Annotated in this window: 23 protein-coding genes and 2 pseudogenes; 10 read left to right on the top strand and 15 right to left on the bottom strand. The window is 74.9% G+C overall.

Going from position 1 to position 24,015, the window contains the following annotated elements:
• Window positions 1-62 precede the first annotated feature (62 nt).
• Together ACIRD3_RS18550 and ACIRD3_RS18545 are read right to left on the bottom strand one after the other, a co-directional pair.
• A complete protein-coding gene (locus tag ACIRD3_RS18550) occupies window positions 63-1,421 on the bottom strand; it encodes a glycosyltransferase (protein WP_402217465.1) in 1,359 nt (452 codons plus the stop codon).
• A gap of 71 nt (window positions 1,422-1,492) precedes the next feature.
• Window positions 1,493-1,798, bottom strand: a pseudogene (locus ACIRD3_RS18545) (SDR family oxidoreductase); the annotation flags it as partial.
• Window positions 1,799-2,131: 333 nt separating this feature from the next.
• Here ACIRD3_RS18545 and ACIRD3_RS18540 point away from each other — a divergent pair.
• The gene (locus ACIRD3_RS18540) at window positions 2,132-2,485 is read left to right on the top strand and encodes a hypothetical protein (RefSeq protein WP_402217463.1); all 354 of its coding nucleotides are present in this window, start codon (window positions 2,132-2,134) and stop codon (window positions 2,483-2,485) included.
• Window positions 2,486-2,543: 58 nt separating this feature from the next.
• The gene (locus ACIRD3_RS18535) at window positions 2,544-3,071 is read left to right on the top strand and encodes an STM3941 family protein (protein WP_402217461.1); all 528 of its coding nucleotides are present in this window, start codon (window positions 2,544-2,546) and stop codon (window positions 3,069-3,071) included.
• A 31-nt stretch (window positions 3,072-3,102) separates the two neighbouring features.
• Here ACIRD3_RS18535 and ACIRD3_RS18530 read toward each other — a convergent pair whose 3' ends face one another.
• From ACIRD3_RS18530 to ACIRD3_RS18520, 3 genes are read right to left on the bottom strand one after another with little or no spacing between them, the layout of a single operon-like run.
• Window positions 3,103-4,086: an ADP-ribosylglycohydrolase family protein gene (locus ACIRD3_RS18530; protein ID WP_402217459.1), complete on the bottom strand. Its 984-nt coding sequence runs from the start codon at window positions 4,084-4,086 to the stop codon at window positions 3,103-3,105.
• Window positions 4,083-4,925 (bottom strand): ammonia-dependent NAD(+) synthetase, encoded by an 843-nt coding sequence (gene nadE / locus ACIRD3_RS18525; RefSeq protein ID WP_402217456.1) that lies wholly within the window; start codon window positions 4,923-4,925, stop codon window positions 4,083-4,085. The genes ACIRD3_RS18530 and nadE overlap by 4 nt, the downstream gene beginning before the upstream one ends.
• Window positions 4,922-5,866 (bottom strand): SMP-30/gluconolactonase/LRE family protein, encoded by a 945-nt coding sequence (locus ACIRD3_RS18520; protein ID WP_402217454.1) that lies wholly within the window; start codon window positions 5,864-5,866, stop codon window positions 4,922-4,924. The genes nadE and ACIRD3_RS18520 overlap by 4 nt, the downstream gene beginning before the upstream one ends.
• A gap of 76 nt (window positions 5,867-5,942) precedes the next feature.
• On the opposite strand from ACIRD3_RS18520, the gene ACIRD3_RS18515 reads away from it, so the two are divergent.
• Entirely contained in the window at window positions 5,943-6,401 is a 459-nt protein-coding gene (locus ACIRD3_RS18515; protein ID WP_402217451.1) for an Lrp/AsnC family transcriptional regulator, read from the top strand.
• Here the strand turns inward: ACIRD3_RS18515 and ftsH are convergent.
• The 5 genes from ftsH to ACIRD3_RS18490 all read right to left on the bottom strand — a co-directional run bounded on the left by ftsH (window position 6,398) and on the right by ACIRD3_RS18490 (window position 13,765).
• Entirely contained in the window at window positions 6,398-8,527 is a 2,130-nt protein-coding gene (gene ftsH, locus ACIRD3_RS18510; RefSeq protein ID WP_402217449.1) for an ATP-dependent zinc metalloprotease FtsH, read from the bottom strand. The two genes, ACIRD3_RS18515 and ftsH, sit on opposite strands and share 4 nt — an antisense overlap.
• 178 nt (window positions 8,528-8,705) lie before the next feature.
• Window positions 8,706-9,341: a disulfide bond formation protein DsbA gene (locus tag ACIRD3_RS18505; RefSeq protein WP_402217446.1), complete on the bottom strand. Its 636-nt coding sequence runs from the start codon at window positions 9,339-9,341 to the stop codon at window positions 8,706-8,708.
• A gap of 132 nt (window positions 9,342-9,473) precedes the next feature.
• Complete coding sequence (locus ACIRD3_RS18500; RefSeq protein WP_402217443.1) at window positions 9,474-11,048, bottom strand: alpha/beta hydrolase; 1,575 nt, start codon at window positions 11,046-11,048, stop codon at window positions 9,474-9,476.
• A gap of 496 nt (window positions 11,049-11,544) precedes the next feature.
• Window positions 11,545-12,258 (bottom strand): DUF6461 domain-containing protein, encoded by a 714-nt coding sequence (locus ACIRD3_RS18495; RefSeq protein WP_402217441.1) that lies wholly within the window; start codon window positions 12,256-12,258, stop codon window positions 11,545-11,547.
• A gap of 271 nt (window positions 12,259-12,529) precedes the next feature.
• Window positions 12,530-13,765: a glycosyltransferase gene (locus tag ACIRD3_RS18490; RefSeq protein WP_402217438.1), complete on the bottom strand. Its 1,236-nt coding sequence runs from the start codon at window positions 13,763-13,765 to the stop codon at window positions 12,530-12,532.
• Window positions 13,766-14,371: 606 nt separating this feature from the next.
• On the opposite strand from ACIRD3_RS18490, the gene ACIRD3_RS18485 reads away from it, so the two are divergent.
• On the top strand, window positions 14,372-14,863 hold the full coding sequence (locus ACIRD3_RS18485) for an HPP family protein (protein WP_402217436.1): 492 nt from the start codon (window positions 14,372-14,374) through the stop codon (window positions 14,861-14,863).
• Between the two features lie 69 nt (window positions 14,864-14,932).
• Here ACIRD3_RS18485 and ACIRD3_RS18480 read toward each other — a convergent pair.
• A pseudogene (locus ACIRD3_RS18480) lies at window positions 14,933-15,097 on the bottom strand (LuxR C-terminal-related transcriptional regulator); the annotation flags it as partial.
• 60 nt (window positions 15,098-15,157) lie between these two features.
• Between ACIRD3_RS18480 and ACIRD3_RS18475 the strand changes: the two are divergent.
• On the top strand, window positions 15,158-15,478 hold the full coding sequence (locus ACIRD3_RS18475) for an FtsX-like permease family protein (RefSeq protein WP_402217720.1): 321 nt from the start codon (window positions 15,158-15,160) through the stop codon (window positions 15,476-15,478).
• Between the two features lie 62 nt (window positions 15,479-15,540).
• On the opposite strand, the gene ACIRD3_RS18470 is transcribed toward ACIRD3_RS18475, so the two are convergent.
• On the bottom strand, window positions 15,541-16,116 hold the full coding sequence (locus ACIRD3_RS18470; protein ID WP_402217434.1) for an SRPBCC family protein: 576 nt from the start codon (window positions 16,114-16,116) through the stop codon (window positions 15,541-15,543).
• Between the two features lie 308 nt (window positions 16,117-16,424).
• Between ACIRD3_RS18470 and ACIRD3_RS18465 the strand changes: the two genes are divergently transcribed.
• Entirely contained in the window at window positions 16,425-17,327 is a 903-nt protein-coding gene (locus tag ACIRD3_RS18465; protein ID WP_402217431.1) for a LysR family transcriptional regulator, read from the top strand.
• 18 nt (window positions 17,328-17,345) lie between these two features.
• Here the strand turns inward: ACIRD3_RS18465 and ACIRD3_RS18460 are convergent, their stop codons facing one another.
• The gene (locus ACIRD3_RS18460; protein ID WP_402217428.1) at window positions 17,346-18,122 is read right to left on the bottom strand and encodes a crotonase/enoyl-CoA hydratase family protein; all 777 of its coding nucleotides are present in this window, start codon (window positions 18,120-18,122) and stop codon (window positions 17,346-17,348) included.
• Between the two features lie 167 nt (window positions 18,123-18,289).
• Here ACIRD3_RS18460 and ACIRD3_RS18455 point away from each other — a divergent pair, with 167 nt between their 5' ends.
• Window positions 18,290-19,624 carry a PLP-dependent aminotransferase family protein gene (locus tag ACIRD3_RS18455; RefSeq protein WP_402217426.1) on the top strand — a complete coding sequence of 445 codons (1,335 nt, stop codon included), beginning with the start codon at window positions 18,290-18,292 and terminating at the stop codon, window positions 19,622-19,624.
• Window positions 19,625-19,683: 59 nt separating this feature from the next.
• Here ACIRD3_RS18455 and ACIRD3_RS18450 read toward each other — a convergent pair whose 3' ends face one another.
• On the bottom strand, window positions 19,684-20,694 hold the full coding sequence (locus ACIRD3_RS18450) for a helix-turn-helix transcriptional regulator (protein WP_402217423.1): 1,011 nt from the start codon (window positions 20,692-20,694) through the stop codon (window positions 19,684-19,686).
• Window positions 20,695-20,794: 100 nt separating this feature from the next.
• Between ACIRD3_RS18450 and ACIRD3_RS18445 the strand changes: the two genes are divergently transcribed.
• On the top strand, window positions 20,795-21,382 hold the full coding sequence (locus tag ACIRD3_RS18445; protein WP_402217420.1) for a DinB family protein: 588 nt from the start codon (window positions 20,795-20,797) through the stop codon (window positions 21,380-21,382).
• A 98-nt stretch (window positions 21,383-21,480) separates the two neighbouring features.
• Here ACIRD3_RS18445 and ACIRD3_RS18440 read toward each other — a convergent pair whose 3' ends face one another.
• Window positions 21,481-21,696: a heavy-metal-associated domain-containing protein gene (locus ACIRD3_RS18440; protein ID WP_402217418.1), complete on the bottom strand. Its 216-nt coding sequence runs from the start codon at window positions 21,694-21,696 to the stop codon at window positions 21,481-21,483.
• 342 nt (window positions 21,697-22,038) lie between these two features.
• Between ACIRD3_RS18440 and ACIRD3_RS18435 the strand changes: the two genes are divergently transcribed.
• Window positions 22,039-22,782 carry a DUF3152 domain-containing protein gene (locus ACIRD3_RS18435; RefSeq protein ID WP_402217415.1) on the top strand — a complete coding sequence of 248 codons (744 nt, stop codon included), beginning with the start codon at window positions 22,039-22,041 and terminating at the stop codon, window positions 22,780-22,782.
• Window positions 22,783-22,968: 186 nt separating this feature from the next.
• Window positions 22,969-23,880 (top strand): glutaminase, encoded by a 912-nt coding sequence (locus ACIRD3_RS18430; RefSeq protein WP_402217718.1) that lies wholly within the window; start codon window positions 22,969-22,971, stop codon window positions 23,878-23,880.
• Window positions 23,881-24,015: the final 135 nt, after the last annotated feature.

Below are 24,015 nucleotides of genomic sequence, written 5' to 3'. Positions count from 1 at the left end.
TCGTTCCGGCGGCGCGACGAGCGGCGGATCGCTTCGGCGGCGCGCCGCTCGCCGCGAGGGCCTCAGCACCGCCCGAGCGACTCCACCAGCTCGGCGATGGCGTCGAACGGCCGGTGCTCCGCCAGCTCCGCGCCCAGTGCGCGGGCCCGCGCGCGGAACCGGTCCTCGCCGAGCACCCGGTCGACGGCGGCGCCGACCTCGTCCGGCGCCGGGCGGCCCGTCCGCAGGTCCAGCCCCACCCCCGACCACTGCACCCGGGCCGCCACCTCCGGCTTGTCCTCGCTCGCCCCGGCCACCACCAGCGGCACCCCGTACCGCAGCGCGGTCTGCACCCCGCCGTAGCCGCCGTTGCTGACCAGCACGTCGGTGTGCGGCAGCAGCCGCTCGAACGGGAGGTAGTCGACGGCGCGCACGTTCCCCGGCAGGGTGCCGCCGAGCAGCCCGGCGAGTGCCCCCGGCCCGTCCGGGCGGCCGGTGGCGGCCACCACCAGCACGTCCCGCTCCGCCAGGGCGGTGACGGTCGGGGCGATCAGCTCCCCGAGGTCGCCGTTGGCCAGCGTCCCCTGGGTCACCACCACGACCGGCCTCCCGTCGGTCACCTCGTCCCACCAGGACGGCAGCGGCTGCTCGTCGCCGACCAGCCCCGGCAACGCGCCGATCAGCCGGTAGCCGGCCGGCGCGTCACTGCGCGGGTACTCGAAGCCCGGCACGGTCAGCTGCAGGAAGTGGTCCGGCACCGTCACCATGGCCAGCCCGCGCGGCCCCTCCGGCAGCCGGACGCCCAGCTCGGCGTACACCTTCTCGGCGTACTGCCGCAGCGGCTCGCCGCGCCGGTCCGCTTCCTCCTGCAGGGCCCGGTTGCGGGCCCTGCCCGCCTCCCCCGGCAGCGGCGGCAGCCCGGGCCCGAAGGGCGCGGTGTCCACGCTCGGCAGCATCGACGGGGTGACCCCGATGCCGATCAGCGCCGGGCGCTCCGCGCGCGGCCGGCTCAGCGCCAGCGGCAGCGCGCCCTGCAGGAAGGCGTCGGCGAGCACGGCGTCCGCCGGGAAGTCCGCCAGCAGCGCGAGCAGCGCCCGGTACTGCAGCGGGATCGGGTCGACGAAGACGTGCCGCGCGTCGAAGGCGAGCCGCTCCGGACCGGGCGGCAGGCTCGACCGCCCCGGGAAGCTCGCGTCGAGGTCGCGGTCGTCGAAGTCCGCTCCGGCGGGCAGCGCGACGAAGCCCACCCCCGCCCGCTCCGCCGCCGCGGCGAACCGCGAGCCGCCGAGGAACACCACCTCGTGCCCGCGGGCGGCGAGATCGGCGGAGACGGCCAGCAGCGGGCTGGTGTGGCCTTGGGCGGGCAGGGCGGTGGTGATGATCCTGGACAGCGGAGGCTCCTCGGTCGGACGCGGTTCGTGGTCGGAGCTCACGGTAGGCACGGCCGGTTGACAATCGATGAACGCGCCCGGCGGGGCCCGCGTCGAGAACCGCCTCCCGCCACTCCGGTCCGTCAGCGCCCCAGCACCGCACCGCCGTTGACGCCGATGACCTGCCCGCTGACGTCCCCGCAGACCGGGGAGACCGGGTACGCCACCGCGTCGGCAACGTCGGCGGGCGTGCCGGTCCGGCCGACCGGGGTGTCGGCGACCTCCCGGGCATGGAACTCCTCGCTCCCCCGCGCGCCGAGGATCCCGGTCTCCTCGATGGAGCCGGGCGCGGGGACGTCGACGGTGGTCCCGTCCGGCCCCAACTGCCGTGCCAGGCCGAAGGCCCAGCCGTGCGGGGCGGCCTTCGCGGCGGCGCAGGAGCGCCGCCGGGTGCGGACCCGCCCCGCCGCGCCGGGCCGCCACCGGGATGATCCGGCCCGCCCCCACCGTCCACGCGATCTCGTCCCGGGCCTGCTCCAGCACGGCCGTCCGACGCCCGACGACCACCACCGGCGCCGCTCCCCGGCCGCGCGGCGATCGCCCCGCCGATCCCGGTGCCCCCGCCGGACACCACCGCGAGCTGCTCCCCCGTCACGTCCCCCTCGTGGTCCACCCGTCGGTCACGACTCGGTCCCGGACGTCTCCCGCCCCTTCGGTTCCGAACCGCTCCCCGGTACCGTGACGACCCACGCGAGCGGGCGAGCACCGGGGGACGGGGCGCGGTGGCGGCAACGGGGCTCAAGGGCCGGGGCAGGGAACGGAGTGACACCGTCCGCGCCTGGGTGTGGGGCGGCCTGACGGCGACGCTCGACATCTGGCTGCTGACGAGCCTCTGGGGCCGCGCCCACGGCCAGACCGACCAGGCGCGCCGCTTCACGGTCAACGCGACGCTGGTCCTGCTCGCCGTGGCCCTCCTCGGGGCCCTGCTGGGCGCGGCCGTCGCCGGACGGCGCTCCACCCCGCAACGCCGTCGGCGCTGCGCGATGCTCGGCGCGCTCGTCGGCCACCTGGCGGTGCCGATGGTGCTGGCCGTCGTCTTCGTGGTCCACCCACCGACCGTCACCATCCCCTGGTAGGCCTCGCGGACCCGCCCCCGGCGGCCGGGCCAGGATGGCGGTCGGTACCTTGTCCGGCGTGACTGATCAGACCTCGGCCGTGCCGCCGACCGTGTACCGCTCCTCCCCGCTCCGGATGGTCCTCGTCCTGCTCGGCTCGGTGGCCTTCGTGGCGATGGGCGCCTCCCTGCTCTCGGGGGAGCAATCGGTGAAGAACCGGCTCTCCGGCGGGCTCGCGATCGTGTTCTTCGGGCTCTGCGCGGTGGTCTGCGTCAAGCGGCTCGTCCGGGGCCGGCCCGAGCTGGTGCTGGACGCGGCCGGACTGGACCACGTCCAGCTCGGCCGGATCCCCTGGCAGGAGATCGCCGCGGTCCGGATCCGGGTGATCACCGTCAGGGGCGCCACCCAGCGCGTGATCGAGCTGGTGCTCGCCGACCCCGCCCGCTACCTGGCCGGGGCCCCGCGGTACGTCCGGGCGACCGCCGCCGCGAACCGCAGCATGGGCTACGGCCCGGCGAACATCTCCGCGAACACCCTGCGCGTCGGCCCCGAGGCGGTCATCGCCGCCATGCGGCACCACCACCCGGCCCTGGTCGTCGCGGACTGAGCCACGACGCGCGGACCGCCGGCCCCTCCCGTCAGGCCGTCAGCCGCGGGGCGGTCAACCGGTCGGCCAGGCCGCACAGTTCCGGCGCCCGCCAGACCCGGTCGCCGAACCCGGGCAGGGTCAGGTGCAGCGGCCCGGTCCAGCGCGCGGGCACCGCCGCCGCGCCGTACCACGCCCCGGCCAGGCCACCGGTGACGGCGGCGACGGTGTCGGTATCACCGCCGAGGTCGATCGCGGCCCGCAGCGCGGCCTCGAACCCGTCGGTGCTGCGCAGCGCCCAGACCGCCGAGCCCAGGCAGGGCCAGACCGCGCCGTTGGCCTCGGTGGCGCGGTCGGGGTGCCAGTCGGGGGCGAGGACGGTGGCGTAGCGCTCGCGGTGGTCGGGGTCGACGTGGGCCAGGGCCTCGGGGATGCCGTCGAGCGGGTCGGCGCCGTCCAGGGCGAGGCGGACCAGCTCGTGGAAGACCGCCGTGCCCTCCCAGGCGGCCCGGTCCCCGTGGGTGAGGGCGGCGATCCGGCGTCCGGCGTCCATGGTGGCCCGCCGTCCGGCGCGGGCGAAGGCCACGGCGGAGGTCGAGGCGCGCATCAGGGCGCCGTTGCCGGCGGCGCGCAGGGTGGTGTTGAAGTGGACGGGAGCGGCGAGGTCCCAGGGGAGGTCGCTGGTGAGGACGGCCTCGGTCTGGATGCCGATGTCCTTGGGGTCGGCGGCGGCCCAGCGGCGGAACCGGTCGAAGAGGTCCGGGAGGTCCAACCCTCCCCGCTCGAGCAGGGATTGGGCGACCAGGACGGCCATCTGGGTGTCGTCGGTGGCCTCGCCGCGTTCCCAGCCCCCGCCGGCGACCAGCTCGCCGGGGGTGCCGGCGGGGAAGCGGGCGGAGTAGGCGCCGGGCGGTCCGAACTCGTACGGGGCGCCGAGGGCGTCGCCCACCGCCGCGCCGAGGACGGCCCCGGCGGCGCGGTCGCGCCGGGCCGGGTCCGTCTCCGTGTACGCGCGCGTGTCCGGGTCCGGCGTCATCGGGCGCGGCCGGGCACGATCGGCAGACCGCGCTTGTGCTCGGTGCGGCGGTAGTGGCCGAGGACGGTGGCGAAGACCTGCTCGTCGACCGGGCGGCCCTCCAGGAAGTCGTCCAGGGCGTCGTAGCTGACGCCGAGGGCCTCCTCGTCCGGGCGGCCGGGGGCGAGGCTCTCCAGGTCGGCGGTCGGGGTCTTCTTGACCAGCTCGGCGGGCGCGCCCAAGGCCTCGGCGAGCGACCGGACCTGACGCTTGGTCAGGCCGGAGAGCGGCATCACGTCGGCCGCGCCGTCGCCGTACTTGGTGAAGAAGCCGACGGCCGCCTCCGCCGCGTGGTCGGTGCCGACGACCAGGCCGCCGTCGGCACCCGCCGCCGCGTACTGGACCACCATCCGCTGGCGCGCCTTGACGTTGCCGCGGACGAAGTCCTCGTGGGCGTGGTCGGTGAAGGTCAGCCCGGCGGCGAGCAGGGCGTCCAGGGCGGCGTCGGTCGCCGGCTTGACGTCCACGGTCAGCAGCCGGTCCGGCTCGATGAAGGCGATCGCCCGCTGGGCGTCGTCCTCGTCCGCCTGCACCCCGTACGGCAGCCGCATCGCGCAGAAGGCCGCCTGGTACCCCTCGGCGCGCAGCCGCTCGACGGCGAGCTGGCACAGCCGTCCGGTGGTGGTGGAGTCGACGCCGCCGCTGATCCCGAGCACCAGGGTGCGGCCGCCCGCGGCCCGGAGCTGCTCGGCGAGGAACGCGACGCGGCGCTCGGCCTCCCGGAGCGGGTCGGCGACGGGGGCGACGCCGAGGGCGTGGGCGATCTCCCGCTGGAGGTCGGCGGTCAGGGGCTCGGTCATTGCGACTCCTCGGGGCGGGTGACGCGGTGGGTGCCCGTCATCGACGTCACCAGGGAGTACAGCGAGGTCGTGGCGGTGATGAACAGACGGTTGTTCTTCGGGCCGCCGAAGGTGAGGTTGGAGACGGGCTCGGGCACGAGGATACGGCCGATGAGCGTGCCGTCGGGGGCGTAGCAGTGGATGCCGTCACCGAAGGCGGCCGCCCAGAGCCGCCCGTCGCGGTCGAAGCGGATGTTGTCGAAGCGGATCCGCCCCGAGGGGCCGTCGCCGCCCTTGGCGAAGACGCCGGCGTCGGCGAGGGTGCCGTCCGCGCGGACGTCGAAGACCCGGATGTGCCCTTCCCGGGAGTCGGAGACGTAGAGCCGTTGCTGGTCGGCGGAGAGCACCAGCCCGTTCGGCCCGCTGAAGCCGTCGGCGGCCAGCTGGACCTCGCCGCTGCACGGGTCGATCCGGTAGACGTGGCAGGCGCCGATCTCGGACTCGGCGAGGTGGCCCTCGTAGTCGCTGGTGATGCCGAAGTCCGGGTCGGAGAACCAGATCGCGCCGTCCGAGCGGACCACCGCGTCATTGGGCGAGTTGAGCCGCTTGCCCCGGTAGCGGTCGGCGAGGACGGTCGTCCGGCCGTCGTGTTCGGTGCGGGTGATCCGGCGGTTGCCCTGTTCGCAGCTGATCAGCCGGCCCTCGCGGTCGAGGGTGTTGCCGTTGGGGTGCCCTGCCGGGGAGCGGAGGACGCCGACCGTGCCGGTGGCCTCGTCCCAGCGCAGCAGGCGGTCGTTGGGGATGTCGCTCCAGATCAGCTGGCGCCAGGCGGGCAGGTAGAGCGGGCCCTCGGCCCAGCGGCAGTCGCCGTACAGCTTCTCCAGCCGGGTGTCCCCGTTGACGCAGTAGCGGAACCTGTCGTCCAGAACCTCGTACAGATCGAACTCGATGGAGCCTGACATCATTCACCCCGTAGCATCGTTGGCCGAATTCTGTTCCGGTGAACCGGAGTATGCCAGAACGCGGTATGGTCCCACCATGGCCTCCACCCCCCTCGATCACCTCGACGACACCGACCGCGCGCTGCTCCTCCTGCTGCAGCAGGACGCCGGGCAGCCGTACGCGGCCCTGGGCAAGGCCGTGGGGCTCTCCACGGCGGCGGCGCACGAGCGGGTGCGCAAGCTGCGCGAGCGCGGAGTGATCCGCCGCACCACGGTGGAGGTGGATCCGAAGGCCCTCGGGCTCGGGGTGCTGTCCTTCGTGATGGTGGACTCCTCGGCCTGGATGGGCGATTCGGCGCAGGCCTTCGCGGCGATCCCCGAGATCGAGGAGGCGCACGTCATCGCCGGCAGCGCCTCGGTGCTGGTCAAGGTGCGGACGGCGACCACCGAACAGCTCCAGGACGTGCTGCGGCGGCTCTACGCGATCCAGGGCGTGAGCGGCACGCAGGCGACCGTCGTCCTGGAGACCTTCTTCGAACGGCCGCCGGCTCCCTAGGTTCTGTCCGGCTTGGTCAGCGACACCGGGCCGTCCGGCAGCTCCGGGTGCTCCGTGCTCTTCGGGTGCGTCAGGATGTCGAGGACGACGGCGCCGTCCACGGTCTCCTGGACGACCAGCAGGCTCGCCAACTCGTCCAGGTGGTGCCGGTGTTCGGTCAGCAGGCCGACGGCCCGGCGTTCCGCCTGCCGCAGCCGGGCGGCGACCGCCTCGTCCACGGCACGCTGGGTCTGCTCGGAGTACGGGCGGCGCAGCAGGTCCTCGGGGCTGTCGCCGAGGTAGTGCGGACTGCCGCTGGAGTAGCCGACCGGGCCGAGTTCGGGCGAGAGGCCGAACTCGCGGACCATCCGGGTGGCGACCGTGGTGGCGTTGGCCAGGTCGTTGGCGGCGCCCGTCGACCCTTCCCCGAAGACCACCAACTCGGCCGCCCGGCCCCCGAGCTGGACGGTGAGCAGGTCGGTGAGGTAGCCCTCGCTGTACAGGTGCCGCTCGGCCTCGGGCAGTTGCTCGGTGGCGCCGAGGGCGACGCCGGCCGGGAGGATGGTCACCTTGGCGACCGGGTCGGCGTGCTCGCACAGCGCGGCCATCAGCGCGTGCCCGGACTCGTGCACGGCGACGGCGTGCCGCTCGTCGGGCAACAGGGCGTTGGAGGACTCCCTGCGGCCGAGCAGCACCCGGTCGCGGGCGGCGTCGAGGTCGTCGGCGGTGAGGGTGGACCGGTCGGCGCGGACGGCGTAGATGGCGGCCTCGTTGACCAGGTTGGCGAGGTCGGCGCCGGAGAAGCCGGGGGTGCCGCGGGCGATCCGGTCCAGGTCGGCGTCCGGGGCGAGGGTCTTGCCCCGGGTGTGCACGGCCAGGATGGCGGCCCGCTCGGCCTGGTTGGGCAGCGGCACGGTGACCTGACGGTCGAAGCGGCCGGGGCGCAGCAGCGCCGGGTCGAGGGCGTCGGGCCGGTTGGTGGCGGCGATGACGACGATGCCGGTGCTCTGGTCGAAGCCGTCCATCTCGGCGAGCAGCTGGTTCAGGGTCTGTTCGCGCTCGTCGTTGCCGCCGATCCGGGTGCCGCCCGCCCGGCGGCCGCCGACGGCGTCGATCTCGTCGATGAAGATGATCGACGGCGCGCGCTTGCGGGCCTCCTCGAAGAGGTCACGGACCCGGGAGGCGCCGACGCCGACGAACATCTCCACGAAGCCGGAGCCGGTCACGGAAAGGAACGGCACCTCGGCCTCGCCCGCGACGGCCCGGGCCAGCAGGGTCTTGCCGGTGCCCGGCGGCCCGACCATGATCACCCCGCGCGGCCCCTTGGCCCCGGCGGCGGCGTAGCGCTCGGGGCTGCGCAGGAAGTCGACCACCTCGCTGACCTCCTGCTTCACCCCCTCGTACCCGGCGACGTCGGCGAACCCGGTGGCGGGCCGCTCGGCCTCGATGATCTTCGCCCGGGAGCGGCCGATGGCGCTCAGCCCGCCGCCCAGCGAGCGGGCGGCCATCCGGCCCGACCAGAGGAACAGCCCGCCGAAGATCAGCAGCGGCAGGAACAGCAGCAGCGTGGACCAGAGCGAGCTGCCCCCGGAGCGGGTGCCGGTGACGGTCACGTGGTGGTCGTTGAGCGAGCGGCTGAGCTGGGAGGTGTCCAGGGCGGTGGGGATCTGGGTGGTGAAGCGGGTGCCGTCCTTGAGCGTGCCGCTGACCCCGCCGGTGTCGCTGACGTCCACCGTCTGCACCTGGCCGGCGTCGACCCGGTTCACGAAGTCGGTGTAGCCGTAGCGGGTGCCGGGCTTGCCGGCGTTGGAGAAGAGCACCAGCAGGAGCAGCGTCACCAGGACGGCGACGGGCAGCAGCCAGCGGCGCCAGGACGGTGGCGGGGGCTTGGCCGGGCCGCCGGGGCCGCCTGGACCCGGGCGCTGCTGCTGGCCGGGGCCCTGGGGCGGGCGTCGGCCCGGGCCGAGGTTCCAGCCGGGGCCGGGGCCGGGGTTCGGCCCCGGGCCCGGCTTCGGCCCGGCGCCCGGGTTGGGCCCCGAGCCCGGGCTGGGCCCCGAGCCGGGGTCGGGCCCGGAGCCGGGGTCCGGCGCCGAACCGGGTGGCGTCGCGGAGTGGCGGGCAGCGTGCAGCCGTATTCGTACGATCATCCACGCTCACCGCCTCTCGGGGGCACCGGGCCTCCGTCTCCATGGTCGGACGCTCAGCGCCCGGACGGGAGCCCGAAGGCCGACGGGCCTGCCGGAGGCGGGGCCGGCGGGGCTCAGGAGCAGCGGGGCCGGGGCCCAGGAGAGCCGGAGGTGGCGCGCGGGTGAGCCGGAGCCGGGCTCAGGAGAAGTCGAGCGAGCCCGTCCGGGTCCGCTTGAGCTCGAAGAACTTCGGGTACCCGGCCAGCAGCCGCACGCCCTCGAAGACCCGTACGGCGTCCTCGCCGCGCGGTATCGCGCTCAGCACCGGGCCGAAGAAGGCCACGCCGTCCACGTGGATGGTCGGCGTGCCGACCTCCTCGCCGACCGGGTCCATGCCCTCGTGGTGGCTCTTGCGCAGCGCGATGTCGTACGCGGTGCTGTTCGCCGCGTCGGCCAGTTCCTCGGGCAGGCCGGCCGCGACCAGGGCCTCCCGGATGACGGCGTCGTCGGCGGGCCGGTCCTGGTCGTGGAAGCGGGTGCCGAGCTCGGTGTACAGGTCGCGCAGGACATGCTGGCCGTACTTCTCGGCGGCCGCGATGCAGACCCGGACCGGGCCCCAACCGGTGGTCATCAGGCGCTGGTAGCGCTCGGGCAGGTCGGTGCGGCCCTCGTTGAGGACGGACAGGCTCATCACCCGGAAGGTCAGGTCGAGTTCGCGGTGGCGCTCGACCTCCAGGATCCACCGGGAGGTGATCCAGGCGAACGGGCAGACGGGGTCGAAGTAGAAGTCGACCTTGGTGGGCTTCGTCGTGGTGTCGGTCTCGGTGTTCGTCACGACGACGAGCCTAGCGGCTGAGTGGACCACTCCACAGGGCCAATTCGGACCGGTTTCACTGGGCCACTTGAGGCCTCCGCAGGCTCGCCCGCCCCTCCCCGGCTGGAGGTCGTCCTCGGCTGCAGGTCGTCCTCAGCCGCAGGTCGTCCCGTCCGCCGGCACCGTACCGTCCAGCAGGTAGGCGTCCACGGTCCGCTTCAGGCAGGGGTTTCCGGTGTTGTAGCCGCCGTGCCCCTCGCCCTGCAGCGTGACGGTGACGCCGACGCCCGGGCCGAGCTGCTGCGCCATCGTGCGGGCACCCTCGACCGGGGTGGCCGGGTCCCCCGTGGTGCCGACCACCAGGATCGGGGCCGCGCCCGCCGCGGCGACCTCCGGGTGGTCGGTCTTGCCCGGAACGGGCCAACCGGTGCAGCCGGTCAGGCCCCAGGCGGTGAAGGCGCCGAACACCGGTGAGGCGGCCTGGAACTGCGGCAGCTGCTGCTGGACGTCCTGGTCGGAGTAGCGCTGCCGGGCGTCCACGCAACTGATCGCCCGGTTCGCGGCGTTCAGGTTGCTGTAGTGCCCCTGCGCGTCGCGCCCGTTCAGCCCGTCGGAGAGCTGGAGCAGCGTGGTGCCGGTGCCCTGCTCCATCGCCTCGGTGAGCCCGGCCGCCAGCACCGGCCAGGTCTCCTGGCTGTACAGGGCGCCCGCGATGCCGGTGACGCCCAGCGTCTCGGTGAGCTGTCGCCCGTCCTCGGTCGGCAGCGGCGACTGCTCCAGCCGCTGCAGCAGCGCGGCGACCTTCGCGGTGCCCTCGTCGCCACCGGCCCCGGTCGGGCAGGAGGTGCCGACTTGGGCGGCGCAGGCCTTCATGAAGTCGTCGAGGGCGAGTTGGAAGCCCTGGGCCTGGCCGAGCGCGGCCTGCTGCGGGTCCTTCGTCGGGTCCACCACCGAGTCCAGCACGAGCCGGCCGACCTGCTGCGGGAACAGGTGCGCGTAGACGCCGCCGAGCTGGGTGCCGTAGCTGATGCCGAAGTAGGAGAGCTTCGGGTCGCCCAGCACCTGCCGCATCAGGTCCATGTCCCGGGCCGCGCTCTCGGTGTCCACGTACGGCAGTACGGGAGCGGAGTTGTGCTCGCAGGCGGCGACGAACCGGGCGTTGCTGTCGTCCAGGGCCTTCACCCCGGCCGCGTCGTCCGGGGTGCCGTCGACGGCCGCACTGGCGTCCATGGCCCGGTCGTCCAGGCAGGTCACCCCGGCGCTGGCGCCGACCCCGCGCGGATCGAAACTGACCAGGTCGTAGCGGGTGTTGAGGGAGGCGTAGCTCGGCGCGAGGGCGGGCAGGGTGGCCACCCCCGAGGCGCCGGGGCCGCCGAAGTTGAAGAGCAGCGAGCCGATCCGGTGCTGCTCGTCCTTGGCCCGGCTGCGGATCAGCGCGAGGTCGACCGTCGGCCCGTCCGGCTTGGCGTGGTCCAGCGGCGCCTTGAGGGTGGTGCACTGCCAGTCGGCGGGGGGCGCGGTGCCGCTGCCCTGGGCGGTGCTGGGGGCGGCGCAGGCGTGCCAGTCCAGGTGCTGGGCGGCCAGTCCGGTGGCGCTCGCGGAGCCCCCGGTGGCCGGGGAGGTGGGCGCGGGTTCGGCGGCGGACGAACCGTCGCCCTGGCAGCCGGTGGCGGTCAGCAGCAGCGCGGCCAGGCCGAGCGCTCCGGCGCCGCGGACGACGGTGTGCATGGGGCAGGTCCACCTCTCGGGTCGGCCGGTCGCCCCGGCGCGCGGCGGGACGGCGTACGCCCGGCGCGCGGCCCGGTCGACGCATCACAGACCCTAGGCGCCGCGCCTCCGCCCTGCCTGCCCGAAACCTCCGGACGGGGGGCGCGCGCCGCCCGCCCTGCCACCGGCCACCCGGGTGAGGGGTCGACCGCCCCCTCGGGACCGAGGGCTCCCGTCGGGCGTCGTCGGTTCGGCGGGCCGGGAACCGGCCCTGCCGACCGGCAGGGCCGCACCGGGAGTTCCGGTTCGGGAACCTCCCGATCGGCACATGTGCGAGGAGCGGCGGAGCGCAAGGATGACGGTCGTCGGGCCCCGCCGGTGGGGCCCGGGAGGGAGACCGACCATGACCGTTCCGTCCGAACTGTTCGCGCTGTCCGCCGCTCCTGCGCTGGTGCTGTCCGCCGCTCCTGGCCTGGCGCTGTCCGTCATCGCCTTGCCGATCGCCGGCGCCCGCGGTTCACCGGGGCGCCATTCCCGGGGTGCCGCGGACGGCGTAGGCCCGCAGGCGCAGGCCGTCGAGGGCGGCTCGGGGCAGGCTCAGGCCGAAGCGCCGTTCGACGGCGCCGAGGGTGCGGCGGTGGGCGGCCACGCCTCCGTCGCCGCCCTCAGGGGCCCGGGGGGTGACGCCGTCCGGCTCCAGGACGCCGGCGGCGATCAGGTCCGGGACGAGGAGGTCCGGTTCCTGGCCCCAGCGCCAGCGCTCCTCGCCGAGGCCGAAGCCGCACAGCACGGCGCCGTCGTGGGCGTAGTCGAGCAGGGCCGGCGGCTGCTCGGGCATCGGGCGGAAGTGGACGACCTCGACACCGTCGCGCGCTATCTCGGTGAGCAGCTCACCACCCGTGGAGTCGCCGTACTCGATCGCGAACGACCAGCCGCCGCACTCGCCGACGCGGATCACGCCGTCGCCGTCGTCGCTGGGGCGGTAGACCTCGATGTCCAGGTCCCGGAGCTCGGTGCCGCTGATCGGCTCCGTCCCGGCGGTCGGGTCGGCGCCCATCCGGCGGGCGAGTTCCTCGGGCGGGATCCCCCGGGCGAACACCACACCGCCGACCTCGCCGTCCGTGTCGGGCCCGCCCGTTCCCGGCAGGCCCGTGCCGGGTCGGCCGACCTCCGCGAGCCACTGGATGCCGTCGCCGGCCCGCACGGTCTCCTCGCGCACACCGTTGGTCATGCCGCCCTCCCCTCGCGCCGGCCCGCGGTGGCCGGACGCGCCGGTGGGCACCCTAACCGACGCCGCCGACGCCCGGAGCCCGGTCACCGGAACGCTGCCGGAACACGGCCCGTACGGGTCGGGGACGCGTCCCCGACCGATCGAAGGGAGGAGGTACCGGGAGCCGCACTCACCCCACCTGCTCAGCTGCGCACCGCAGTTCGCCACTCGGCGTCTCGATGCGCCCAGGCCCCCGGGCCCGACCTCACCCTCGCTCTGACCTCCGCCCGACTCAGGCCGATGTGTGCGGCCCCCGCCCGGCCGCGGTTTCGAGCAGCAGCTTCGCGGCCACCGTCGCCCCGTCGGTGCGGATGGTCGCGGCCACGGCCAGGGCCCGTGTCCGCGTCTCGGGGGCCAGGGCCGTGGCCAGCGCGGCGGACAGGGAGTCGACGGTGGGCGTGGGGTCGAGGTGGGCCGCACCGATGCCCAACTCGGCGACGCGGCGGGCCCAGTACGGCTGGTCCGCGATCCGCGGGACGACCACCTGGGGCGCACCGGCCCTGGTCGTCGTGGTGGTGGTGCCGGCTCCGCCGTGGTGGACGACGGCGGCCACCCGGGGGAACAGCGCCTGCTGGTTGACCTCGCCGATGACCAGGCAGTCGTCCTGGTCGTCGACCGGGGTCAGGCCGGCCCAGCCGCGGGCGAGGACCACCCGGCGGCCGTGGGCCCGCGCCGCCTCGGTCGCGACCCTGGCGATGTCTTCCGGGGCGTGCGAGGCCATGCTGCCGAAGCCCACGTACACGGGAGGCTCACCGGCGTCCAGGAAGGCCTCCAGGTCGGCCGGCAGCGGGCGGTCGTCGGGCAGGATCCACGCCCCGGTCTGCACCAGGTCGAGCTCGGTCATGCCCTCGGACGGGCAGAGCGTCGGATCCGCCGCCAGCCACGGCCGGCGGGTCAGCACGTGGTCGCGGACGTTGTCCACCGGCGGCAGACCGAGCGCTGCCCGGTGGCGGTTGAGCGCCTCGCCGTACAGCCCGTTCACCCGCTGAGCGTCCTGCTCCCACAGCACCCGGGGGTCGGTCTCCTCCTGCGGGGACGGCGTGCCCGGCCGCGCGCCCGGCCGGAAGTGCCGCGAGGGCAGTCCGAAGACGTGGAAGCAGGCGAGCACATAAGGGATGCCGAGGTGCTCGGCGACATCCGGTGCTCCGGCCGGCATCAGGCCGGTCGCCAGCAGGGCGTCGCAGCCCTCGGCGGCCGCGGTGAGCGTCTCGAACCGCGCGGCGACCAGTTCGGGGGCCAGCCGGAAGGCGTCCTGCGCCGTCGGCCGCTTCGGGCCGGCGACGATCGAGCGCACCGTCGGGCCGAGCGGCACCAGCGGCACTCCGATCCTCGCCAGCAGATCCACGAAGTCCTGGTCCGGCGGCGCGCACACCGTCGCCTCGGCGCCGAGGTCCCGCAGGGCCGCCGCCAGCGCCGCCACCGGTTCGACGTCTCCGCGCGATCCCCAGCTCGTCAACAACACACGCATGTCACGACTCCCGTTTCCGCAGGTCAAGGCGTTGAGACCCTCGATTCTGCGGGAGGACGGGGGCCTTGCCGCAAGCCCCCCGGTGCGGTATAGCTTGGTAGTGGCAGGGAACACCACGTCCCTGCCTTTTCCATGCCCGGCCTCCCCCCGGCGGTTGAACACCGGGCCTGATGACTCCCCTGAACGGGGGCGCGGAGCCGCCCGGTTCCGCGCCCGCGCCCGCGCCCGACCGAGGAGGTACGGCGCTCCGCACCCCAGCCGGGCCGCCGAACCGGACCCGTTCGGCCAGCAGGCCGTTCACGGCGACCAGGTCGACGGCCTGCGCCGCGCCGAACGGGTGGGCGTCACGGAAGACGGTCACGGACGGTGGGGTCATGAGCACTCCCTCCCCTTCGGCCCTGCTCCGGCATTCTTGCCCCTACGCCGTCGGCCTTGCCCTTGCGGCCTTGCCCATACGCCGTAGGCCTTGCCCTTGCGGCCTTGCCCAGCCGCCTTCGGTAGTGCCCGGCGGGCGTCGGTCTTGCCTGACAGGCAAAACGTCCCACCTTTCCTCAACAATCTGTTTATCATCTCCAGGTCCCCGTCCCCCATCCGGAGCACGCACGCATGCCCACGCCGCCGTCCGCCGCCACGCCCAGACCGCACCCGCTGCACGTGCTGCGGGCCACCGTCTTCGCCATCGGCGCCCTGCTCCTGCTGGTCGCGGTCGGCGTGCTGCTCCACCAACCCCTGCTGATCCCGCCGTTGGCGGCCAGCGCGGCGCTGGTGCACGGCGCGCCCGGGCTCCCGATCTCCCAGCCGCGGAACCTGGTCGGAGGTCAGCTGATGTCAGCCCTGATCGGCTTCGCCACCCTCGCCGTCACCGGCAGCACCGCCTGGGGTGCGGCCGTCGCCGCCGGGCTCTCGCTCGGCGCGATGATGCTCACCCACCTCTCGCACTCCCCGGCCGCGGCCACCGCCGTCATCGTCGTCCTGCAGGCGCCGCACCCCGTGCCGTTCCTCCCGCTGCTGCTGCTCGCCACCGGGCTCCTGGTCCTCATCGGCCTGCTGCCCGCCCGGATCGGCAGGCATCCGGTCCGCTACCCCCTGTCCTGGTGATCGCCGACGGGCGGGCCCGAACCCCCGGCCCCCGAACCCCGGCCCCCCGGGACCCCGGACACCGGCCCGTCAGGACCCCAGGTAGGTGAGCACCGCCAGCACCCGGCGGTGGTCGTCCGTGGCCTGCGGCAGGTCGAGCTTGGTGAAGATGCTCGCGATCCGCTTGGACACCGTGGCCTCGGTGACCACCAGCCGCCGGGCGATGGCCGCGTTGGAGCGACCCTCAACGTCGAGCGTGCTGCTGACCACCGCCACCGCCCGGGCGCACGACCCCTCGGCGCTCACCTCGGTGGTATACACACCGCCGAACGGGCCGCGGACTTCACGGTGCTGCGGCTGTCCGGCGCGACCCGGCGCCAGGTGCTGCGGATCGTCGCCTCCGCGTCGGCACTGGCGATCGGCATCGGCACCACGCTGGGCCTGCTGATCGCGGTGGTCACCCTGCTGGGCATCCGCTCCGGCCTCTCCTCCCGGCTCGGCACCGACGTCAACCTCAACCTGCCGCGGTCCACCATGGCGCTGACCATCGGGGTGTGCCTGGCGCCGGCTCTGCTGTCCAGCGTGCTACCGGCCCGGATGGCGCTGCGCCGCACGGGTGCCCGGGTGCGCGATTGAGGACCGTCCCGTCCACACCACCCGGGTGTCCGCTCCGTACGGCCGTGCGGGGCCCACTCCGCCTACTCCCCCTGCTCCGCCTGCTCCGCCAGCGACTTGACGCCTTCGAGGGTGGCCGTCATGCCCTTGCGCAGCTCGCCCAGCCGGAAGTCGACGATCTTCTCCTCGAACTCCGGCTTGGCGTCGATGTAGGCGCTGACGCCGCTGCGGCCGGGGCCGATCTCCACCGACTGGCGCAGCCGGGTGCCACCGTCCTCGGGGGTCAGGTCGAAGCGCCACCGCGCCAGCGAGCCGGCCGGGTCGGAGACCGGTTCGCCGTAGCGGCCGTCGGCGTCCATCACGGCCCACGCGAACACGCGCACGCCGGCGGGGCCGGTGGGGCCGGTCGGCGCGGTGCTCCCGGTCAGCTCGGTGACCTCGGAGACCGTCCGCCAATCGGGCATGTCGGCGCGGTGGTTGTGGCCCTCGAAGCGGGCGCCCACGGCGGGGCCGTCCGCGCCGTCCAGCCAGGCGACGCGCTGGAGCTCGGGGCTGAGCCGGGTGGGCAGCTCGATGTCCGTCACCAGCTCCCACACCCGGTCCACCGGTGCCTGGACGAAGACCTCGCAGACCGTCCCCGGACCGTCGGCGTAGCGCATTTCCGTTCCCCCTCGCTCATCCTGCTCGTACCGCCGTACTGCTCGTGCTGCTCGTTGCTCGTACCGCTCGTTGCTCGTACCGCTCGTACCGCTCGTACCGCTCGCGCTGCTGACGCACCGGGCGTCCGCAGTGTCGATCATCGCGGGTCGACACCCGCCCACCGCCCCCGCCCCGGCGTCCGGAACGCCGCAGCGGGGGCAGTGGGCGGGTTGCCGCCCTGGGCCCGGAATCGATGATCGAGCCCGCCGAACACCCAAGTCAATCCACCGGTTTGCTGGGGCACCCCCAAGCGATACCTTGGATCCCCGTGACCATCGACGACCTCCGCGTCTTCGCCGCGGTGTGCCGGGCCGGCTCGCTCAGCGCCGTCGCCCGCGAGCTGCACTGCACCCAGTCCGCGGTCAGCCAGCACGTGAAGCGGCTGGAGCGGGAGCTCGGCCTCTCACTGATCGAACGACACCCGCGCGGGGTCGTGCCCACCGAGGCGGGCCGGCTGCTCCAGGCCGCCGTCGCCACCGGGCTCGGCGGCATCGACCACGCCCTGCACCGGATCGCCGAACTCGGGCGCGGCGAGGGCGGATCCGTCCGGATCACCACCGGCGCCACCAGCATCCGGCACTTCATGTCGGCGGCCGTGGTGGCCTTCCGGCGGCGCTTCCCGCAGGTCAGCCTGGAGTTCCAGACCGAGGTCTCGAGCCGCAGCTGTCTGGAGGCGGTGACCGCCGGCCGGGTCGACCTCGCCTGGATCACCCTCGGAACCCCGGTCCGCGGCATCGGCCAACGGCCGGTCGTCGAGCTGCCGTGGGTGCTGGCCGTCGCGGCGGGCGATCCGCTCGCCGCCCGGGCCCGCATCGCACCGGCCGACCTCCAGGACGCCCGGCTGATCGGACTGCCGCAGAACTCCGTCGCCCGCTCCCAACTCGACGCCTGGCTGGGCGCCTCGGGCATCCGGCCGGTCTTCGACACCAGCGTCGCGGACTGGGACACCGCGATCCTGCTCGCCGAGCTCGGACTCGGCCACGCCGTCGTGCCCGCCCTCCCCCAGTGGCAGGGCCCCGGCCACCCCGACCTGCGGCTGCTCCCGCTCCCCGACCTGCCCGCCCTCACCGCCGGCTGGGCCGTCCGCGACTGGGACAGCCTCGGTCCCCTCGCCCGCGCCTTCGCCGACACCGTCGCCGCCCACTGCGCCGACGAACCGGCCGCCCCCTGACCGCCCCCGCCCCCCGCCTCAGCGGGAGACGGCCGTACGGTCCAGGAAGCGCCGCACCCCGTCCCGTACGCCCTCGGTCGGCACGGTCGCGGCGAAGGCCGCCGCCTCCACGGCGAGCCCCTCGTCGATCGGGAGGTTGACGCCCCGGGTCACCGCCCGTAGGCAGGCGGCCACGGCGGTGGGGGCGTGGCGGATGATGCGCTCGGCCAACGCCCTTGCCGTGTCGAGCAGTTCGTCCGCCGGGACGACCGTGTTGACCAGGCCGAGTTCGGCGGCGCGGGCGGCCGGGATCGGGTCGCCGGTGAGGATCAGCTCCAGGCCGCGCTTGCGGCCCACGTGGCGCGGCAGCCGCTGCGTGCCGCCGAAGGGCGGCGGGAAGCCGAGCGAGATCTCCGGCTTGGCGAAGGTCGCGTGCGCGGCCGCGACGGCCAGCGGTGCGGCCTCCGTCACCTCGCAACCACCCCCGTAGGCAAGGCCGTTCACCGCGACGATGACCGGCTTGGGGAACTCCTCGATCCGTCGGGTGAGGGTGTGGCCGCGCCGGACGAACTCGCGCAGCGCCCGTTCGGGCCCGCCGGCGATGCTGGCGGCCAGGGACGGGATGTCGGCGCCCGCGCTGAACGCCCGCTGCCCGGCGCCGGTGAGGATCACGGCGCGGACGGTGTCGTCGGCGTCCGCGCGGTCGAGCTCGGCGAGCAGCGCGTCGATCGTCGGGTAGTCGAGGGCGTTGAGCTTCTCCTCCCGGTCGATGGTGAGGGTGACGACGTGCTGGTCCCGCTCGCTGCGGATGGTCATGGGCGCGTGCTCCGTTCCCGGCCTCGGTGCTGGAATCCCCGGACACCCCGGTTGCCCCGAGACTAGGAACACCGATCCAGGACAATCCAGTTATTGTCCTGGATACACTCCGGGCTCGCCCGCGCTCCCGCTACGCCCCACCACCCCCAGGACCCGGCAGGTGACCCGTGCGACCGCCCTCCTACAAGGCCATCGTCGACGAGTACGCGGCGGCCATCCGCTCCGGTGCGCTCCCGGCCGGCACCCGGCTGCCGACCCACCGCACGCTCGCCCGCGAACGGCGCGTCGCGCTCGCCACCGCCACCCGCGCGTACGCCGAACTGGCCGCCGCCGGGCTGGTGGTGGGTGAGCAGGGCCGGGGCACCTTCGTCCGGCTGCGCTCCGGCTACGACGGCATCGAACCCTCCCGCACGCTCCCGGTGCCCCGGGTGGCGGACCTCTCCTTCAACCAACCGCTCTCCCCCGACCAGGGCGACCTGCTCCGGCAGGCGCTGCGCGCCCTCGCCTCCTCCGGCGACGCCGAGGCCCTGCTGCGCCAGCACCCGCCGGGCGGCCACCGGCACGACCGGGCCGCCGTGGCCGGGTACCTGCTGGACCGCGGGGTCGACACCGCGCCGGAGAACGTGCTGCTGACCAACGGGGCGCAGCAGGCCCTGGACTGCGTCCTGCGCACCCTCACCCGCCCAGGCGACGTCCTGGCCGTGGACGCGCTGAGCTACCCCGGCATCAAGCTGCTCGCCGCCGCGCACGGGCTCGACCTGGCGCCCGTCCCGGTCACCCCCGCGGGCCCGGACCTCGACGCGCTCGACCGGCTCTGCCGCGCCCGCCCGGTGCGCGCGGTCTACACCATGCCGACCGTCCACAACCCGCTCGGCTGGGTGCTCGACCGGGCGCAGCGCGAGCGGCTGGCCGGCCTCGCCGCGGAGCACGGCTGCACGCTGATCGAGGACGGCAGCTACGCCTTCCTGGAGGCCGCGCCGCCCGCCCCGCTGCACGCCCTCGCGCCCGGGCGCACCTGCTACGTGGCGGGGCTCTCCAAGAACGTGGCGCCGGGCCTGCGGTTCGGCTTCGCCGTCCTGCCCGACCGGCTGCTGCGGGCCGCGACCAGCCGGCTGCGCACGGCGGCCTGGGGCGCGCCCGGGCTGATCACCGCCCTCGCCACCGGCTGGCTCGCGGACGGCACGGTCGCCCGCCTGGAACGGGAGCGCCGTACGGACGCCGCCGCCCGGCAGGCCGTCGCCCGCACCGCCCTCGCCGGGCTGGCCACCACCGCCCACCCCACCTCGTACATCCTCTGGCTCGCCCTCGAACCGCACCAACGCCCCGACCACGCGGCCGCCGCCCTCGCCGCCGAGGGCATCCTGGTCTCCACCTCCGACGCCTTCGCCACCACCCCGCACCACCCCCACGCCCTCCGCCTCGCCCTCGCCACACCCCCGCTCGCCGACCTCCCCACCGCCCTCACCCGCCTCCGCACCACCCTCGACGCCCTCGCCCCCTGACACCCCGCCACCCGACCCCGCCTCGCACGCACGCACAAGAAGTCGACCCGCCCGACTTCCTACTCCGCCCCCACCCCCGTCCCTTCCCCCGCGCCCCCAGCGGCCTCCCCCTCCCCCGCAGCCCGCCCGAAGCGGGCACTCCAGTCCGCCAGCAGCGTGCGCAGCGCAGGCGGCCCGACCACCTCGAACTCGGCGCCCAGCGAGCCGAGCGCCATGGCGGGCCAGTCGAGGGAGTCGGCGGTCATCAGCAGCCGGCAGCGGCCGGGGGCGACGGGCTCGACCGTGCCCCAGCGGCCGACCCGGGCGCGGACGTGGTCGGCGGGCGCGTCGACCCGCGCCTCCACCCGGTACGGGTGGGGCATCCCGTTGAGGCCCGCGCGGACGAACTCCGCCGCGTCGGCCGCCGGGAGGACGCGCGGGGCGAAGCGGGCCCCGCTGCCCTGCGGGGCGGCCAGCCGGTCGAGGCGGAAACTGCGCCAGTCGGCGCGGTCGAGGTCGTAGGCGACGAGGTACCAGCGCCGGTTGAGGCAGACCAGCCGGTGCGGTTCGACGTGCCGTTGCGTGCCGCGCCCGTCGGCGGCGGTGTAGCCGAACCGCAGCCGTTCGCCGTCCCGGCAGCAGAGGGCCACCACCGTGAGGACGTCCGGTTCGACGCCCGCGCCCTCCCGGCCGCCCCAGTCGACCGGCACGGTCATCGCGCGCAGCGCCTCCACCCGGCGGCGCAGCCGGGCCGGCATCACCTGGACGACCTTGGCCAGCACCCGCACCGAGGCCTCGGCGACGCCCTCCACCGGGCTCTCCGCCGCCGCCTGCAGGCCCACGGCCAGGGCGACCGCCTCCTCGTCGTCGATGACCAGCGGCGGCAGCGCCGCGCCGGCCGCCAGCTGGTAGCCGCCGTCGACGCCGCGCTGCGCCTCGACGGGGTAGCCGAGTTCGCGCAGCCGGTCGATGTCGCGGCGCAGGGTCCGCACGGAGACGCCGAGCCGGTCGGCCAGTTCGTCACCGGGCCAGTAGCGGTGGGTCTGGAGCAGGGAGAGCAGTCGCAGCGTTCTGGTGCTGGTGTTCGCCATGCCTCCGATTCTGTCCGGGATTCAGGACAGGAAGTGGCCGCAATGGCTCGTAGCGTTGTTCCTGTCCGAGGGAGCAGGAACCGAACGGAAGGCCAGAACCATGACCACGACCCCCGCCACCGCCGCGAGCACCGCCACCACCGCCACCACCGCCACCACCGCCACCACCGCCACCACCGCCACGGGCGAGCGCGCCGACCTCCTGGTCGCGCTGGAGAAGCAGCGGCACTTCCTGCGCTTCACCACCCGTGACCTCACCGACGAGCAGGCGGGCCTGCGGACCACCGCGAGTGCGCTGTGTCTGGGCGGCCTGGTGAAGCACGTGACCGCGGTCGAGCGGCTCTGGGCGGAGTTCATCGTGACGGGCCCGTCCGCGATGCCCGACTTCACCACCTGGACCGAGGAGGACTTCGCGCGCCGGGCGGACGAGTTCCGGATGCTGCCCGGGGAGACGCTGGCCGGTGTCCTGGCCGCGTACGACGAGGTGGCCCGCCGTACGGACGAGCTGGTGGCCTCCCTCCCCGACCTGGACGCCACCCAGCCGCTGCCGAAGGCCCCCTGGTTCGAGCAGGACGCCACGTGGTCGGCCCGCCGGGTGCTGCTGCACATCGTCGCCGAGACCGCCCAGCACGCGGGCCACGCCGACATCATCCGCGAGTCCCTCGACGGCGCGAAGAGCATGGGCTGATCCCCGTGCGCTGATCCCCGTACGCCGGCCGGGTCCGTCGGTCACCACCGACGGACCCGGCCTCGCCTTCACCGCCCGCGGGCGCCCCGAACCCGTCGTCAGGCCGGCCCGACCAGCGTGAACCCGGCCCCGTCGACCGCGCCGCGCACGGAGGCCTCGTCGAGCGGCTGTGCGGAGGCCACGGTGACCCGGCCGCTCGCCGCGTCGGCGACGACGTCCGTGACGCCCGGCAGGGCGGACAGGCCCGCGCTGACGGTCCGCTCGCAGTGGCCGCAGCTCATCCCCTCGACGGTGAAGACGGCGGTTGTGGACATGACGGTGCCTCCCATGGAGTGTTCGGGGACGGGACCGGCCCGGGATCACCCCGCGGACCGACCCGCACCACGACACCCGATTCCGGCGCCCGACCCCAGGGACACGCCGGGCGGGTGACACCATCGAGCGGTTCCGGGAACCGCCCGGGCCCCGCGTCCGACAGGAGCCCCGCCACCGACCGGCCGGGCGCCCTTGAACCTGCGCCGGTCCCCGCCCGTTGTCCGAGTAGAACCGCAGCACCGCGTGGCAGGCCCACGCCCGCCGATCCCGCACTGGAGCACCACCATGTCCCCACAGGTCCCGATACCCGCCCGACCGGCCGGCCGCCTCGGGAGCCGCCGGTGAAGGGACGGACCCGCACCCGCAAGCCCCGCACCGACGAGCCCCGGCGGCCCCGGCAGCCCCACAGGCGCTGGAGGCCCTGGCACGGCGCGCTCGCACTCGCGGTGGTCGCGGCCCTGACCTCCGGCCTGCTGTGGTGGCAGCCCTGGACCACCCGGAAGCACGGCGACCTCGCGTTCACCACCGCGCCCGGCGGCTCGGCCCGCTTCGGCACCGGTGAGCACCTGTACCGCTACAAGGTCCGGGTGGAGGACGGCATCGCCGAGAGCCCGGAGAAGTTCGCCGCCGAGGTGGACGCCGTCCTCGGCGACGTCCGGCACGGCTGGGCGGCCGACGGCACCGTGGCCTTCCAGCGGATGCCCGCCGACCCGGTGGACTTCACCGTCTACCTGGCCACGCCGCGGTCCACCGACCGGATCTGCGGCCAGTACGGGCTGGACACCGGCGGCACGGTGAACTGCGGCGTCACCCACCAGGTGGTGATCAACCTCAAGCGCTGGACCGAGCTCTCCGAGTTCTACCGGGGCAAGCCCGAGCAGTACCACGCGCTCGCGGTCAACCACGAGGTCGGCCACATCCTCGGCAACGGCCACGTGGACTGCCCCGCACCGGGCGCCCCGGCGCCGGTGATGATGCAGCAGATCAAGGGGCTGCACGGCTGCGTCCCGAACGGCTGGCCCTACTCCGACACCGGCACCCTGCTGACCGGCCCGCCCGTCCAGGCCCCCACCGCAGCCCCCTGACCCCAGCCTCCCACCCCCGTACCGCACCCGGATCGGACCCCCGTACCGAACCCGCTCCCGAAACACGGATAATCCAGGTCGGACCGGACGCCGCCCGCACCGCGCGCGCCCGGTCCGGATCGTGTCCGTGCTCGGTGTGGTGTCGGTGGAGGAAGAACGTTGAACGGTGTGCCCGGCGAGGAGAGCCTGGACTGGCCGGCGCTGCTGGAGGCCGCGGAGTCGGCCGCCCGCGCGACCAGCGGCCAGGGCAGGGTCGCCGACTACATCCCGGCCCTCGCCACCGCCGACCCGGAGGCGTTCGGCATGGCCGTCGCCACCGTCGACGGCGAGCTGTACGGCGTCGGGGACTGGGAGCGTCCGTTCTCCGTCCAGAGCGTGTCCAAGCTGTTCTCGCTGGCCCTCGCGGTCGCCTACGGCGGCGACACGCTCTGGCGGGGCGTCGGCCGGGAGCCGTCCGGCAACCCCTTCAACTCCCTGGTGCAGCTGGAGACCGAGCACGGCATCCCGCGCAACCCGTTCATCAACGCGGGCGCCCTCGTGGTCACCGACCGCCTGCAGACCATGACCGGCGACGCCTCCGCCGCGGTACGGGAGTTCCTGCGCCGCGAGTCCGGCAACCCCGCGCTCGACACCGATCCGGTGGTCGCCGCCTCCGAGGCCGAGCACGGCCACCGCAACGCCGCCCTGGCGCACTTCATCGCCAGCCACGGCAACCTGGAGAACCCGGTCGAGACCGTCCTGGAGCACTACTACGCGCACTGCGCCCTCAGCGCGAGCTGCCGCGACCTCGTACTGGCCGGCGCCTTCCTCGCCCGCTACGGCGTGCGCGCCGACGGCACCCGCCTGATGTCCCGCAGCGAGGCCAAGCGCATCAACGCCGTCCTGCTCACCTGCGGCACCTACGACGCGGCCGGCGAGTTCGCCTTCCGCGTCGGCCTCCCCGGCAAGAGCGGCGTCGGCGGCGGCATCCTCGCCATACTCCCCGGCCGCGCCACCGTCTGCGCCTGGGGCCCCCGCCTCGACCAGGCCGGCAACTCCGTCGCCGCCGTCACCGCCCTGGACACCCTCACCACCCTCTCCGGCTGCTCCGTCTTCTGACCGGCCGCCGCGTGGCCGGCCGCCGCGAGCGACACGCCCCACGCGCCCGGCCGGCACCCCCCGTTCCGCACGCGACCGGGCCCCGGTCGTCCGCACAGCGACCGGGGCCCGACGTCTCACGCGACGACCGTGACG

It is taken from the genome of Kitasatospora sp. NPDC093550 (assembly GCF_044764985.1).
GTDB lineage: Bacteria > Actinomycetota > Actinomycetes > Streptomycetales > Streptomycetaceae > Kitasatospora.
This window is presented reverse-complemented; position numbering and strand designations above follow the sequence as displayed.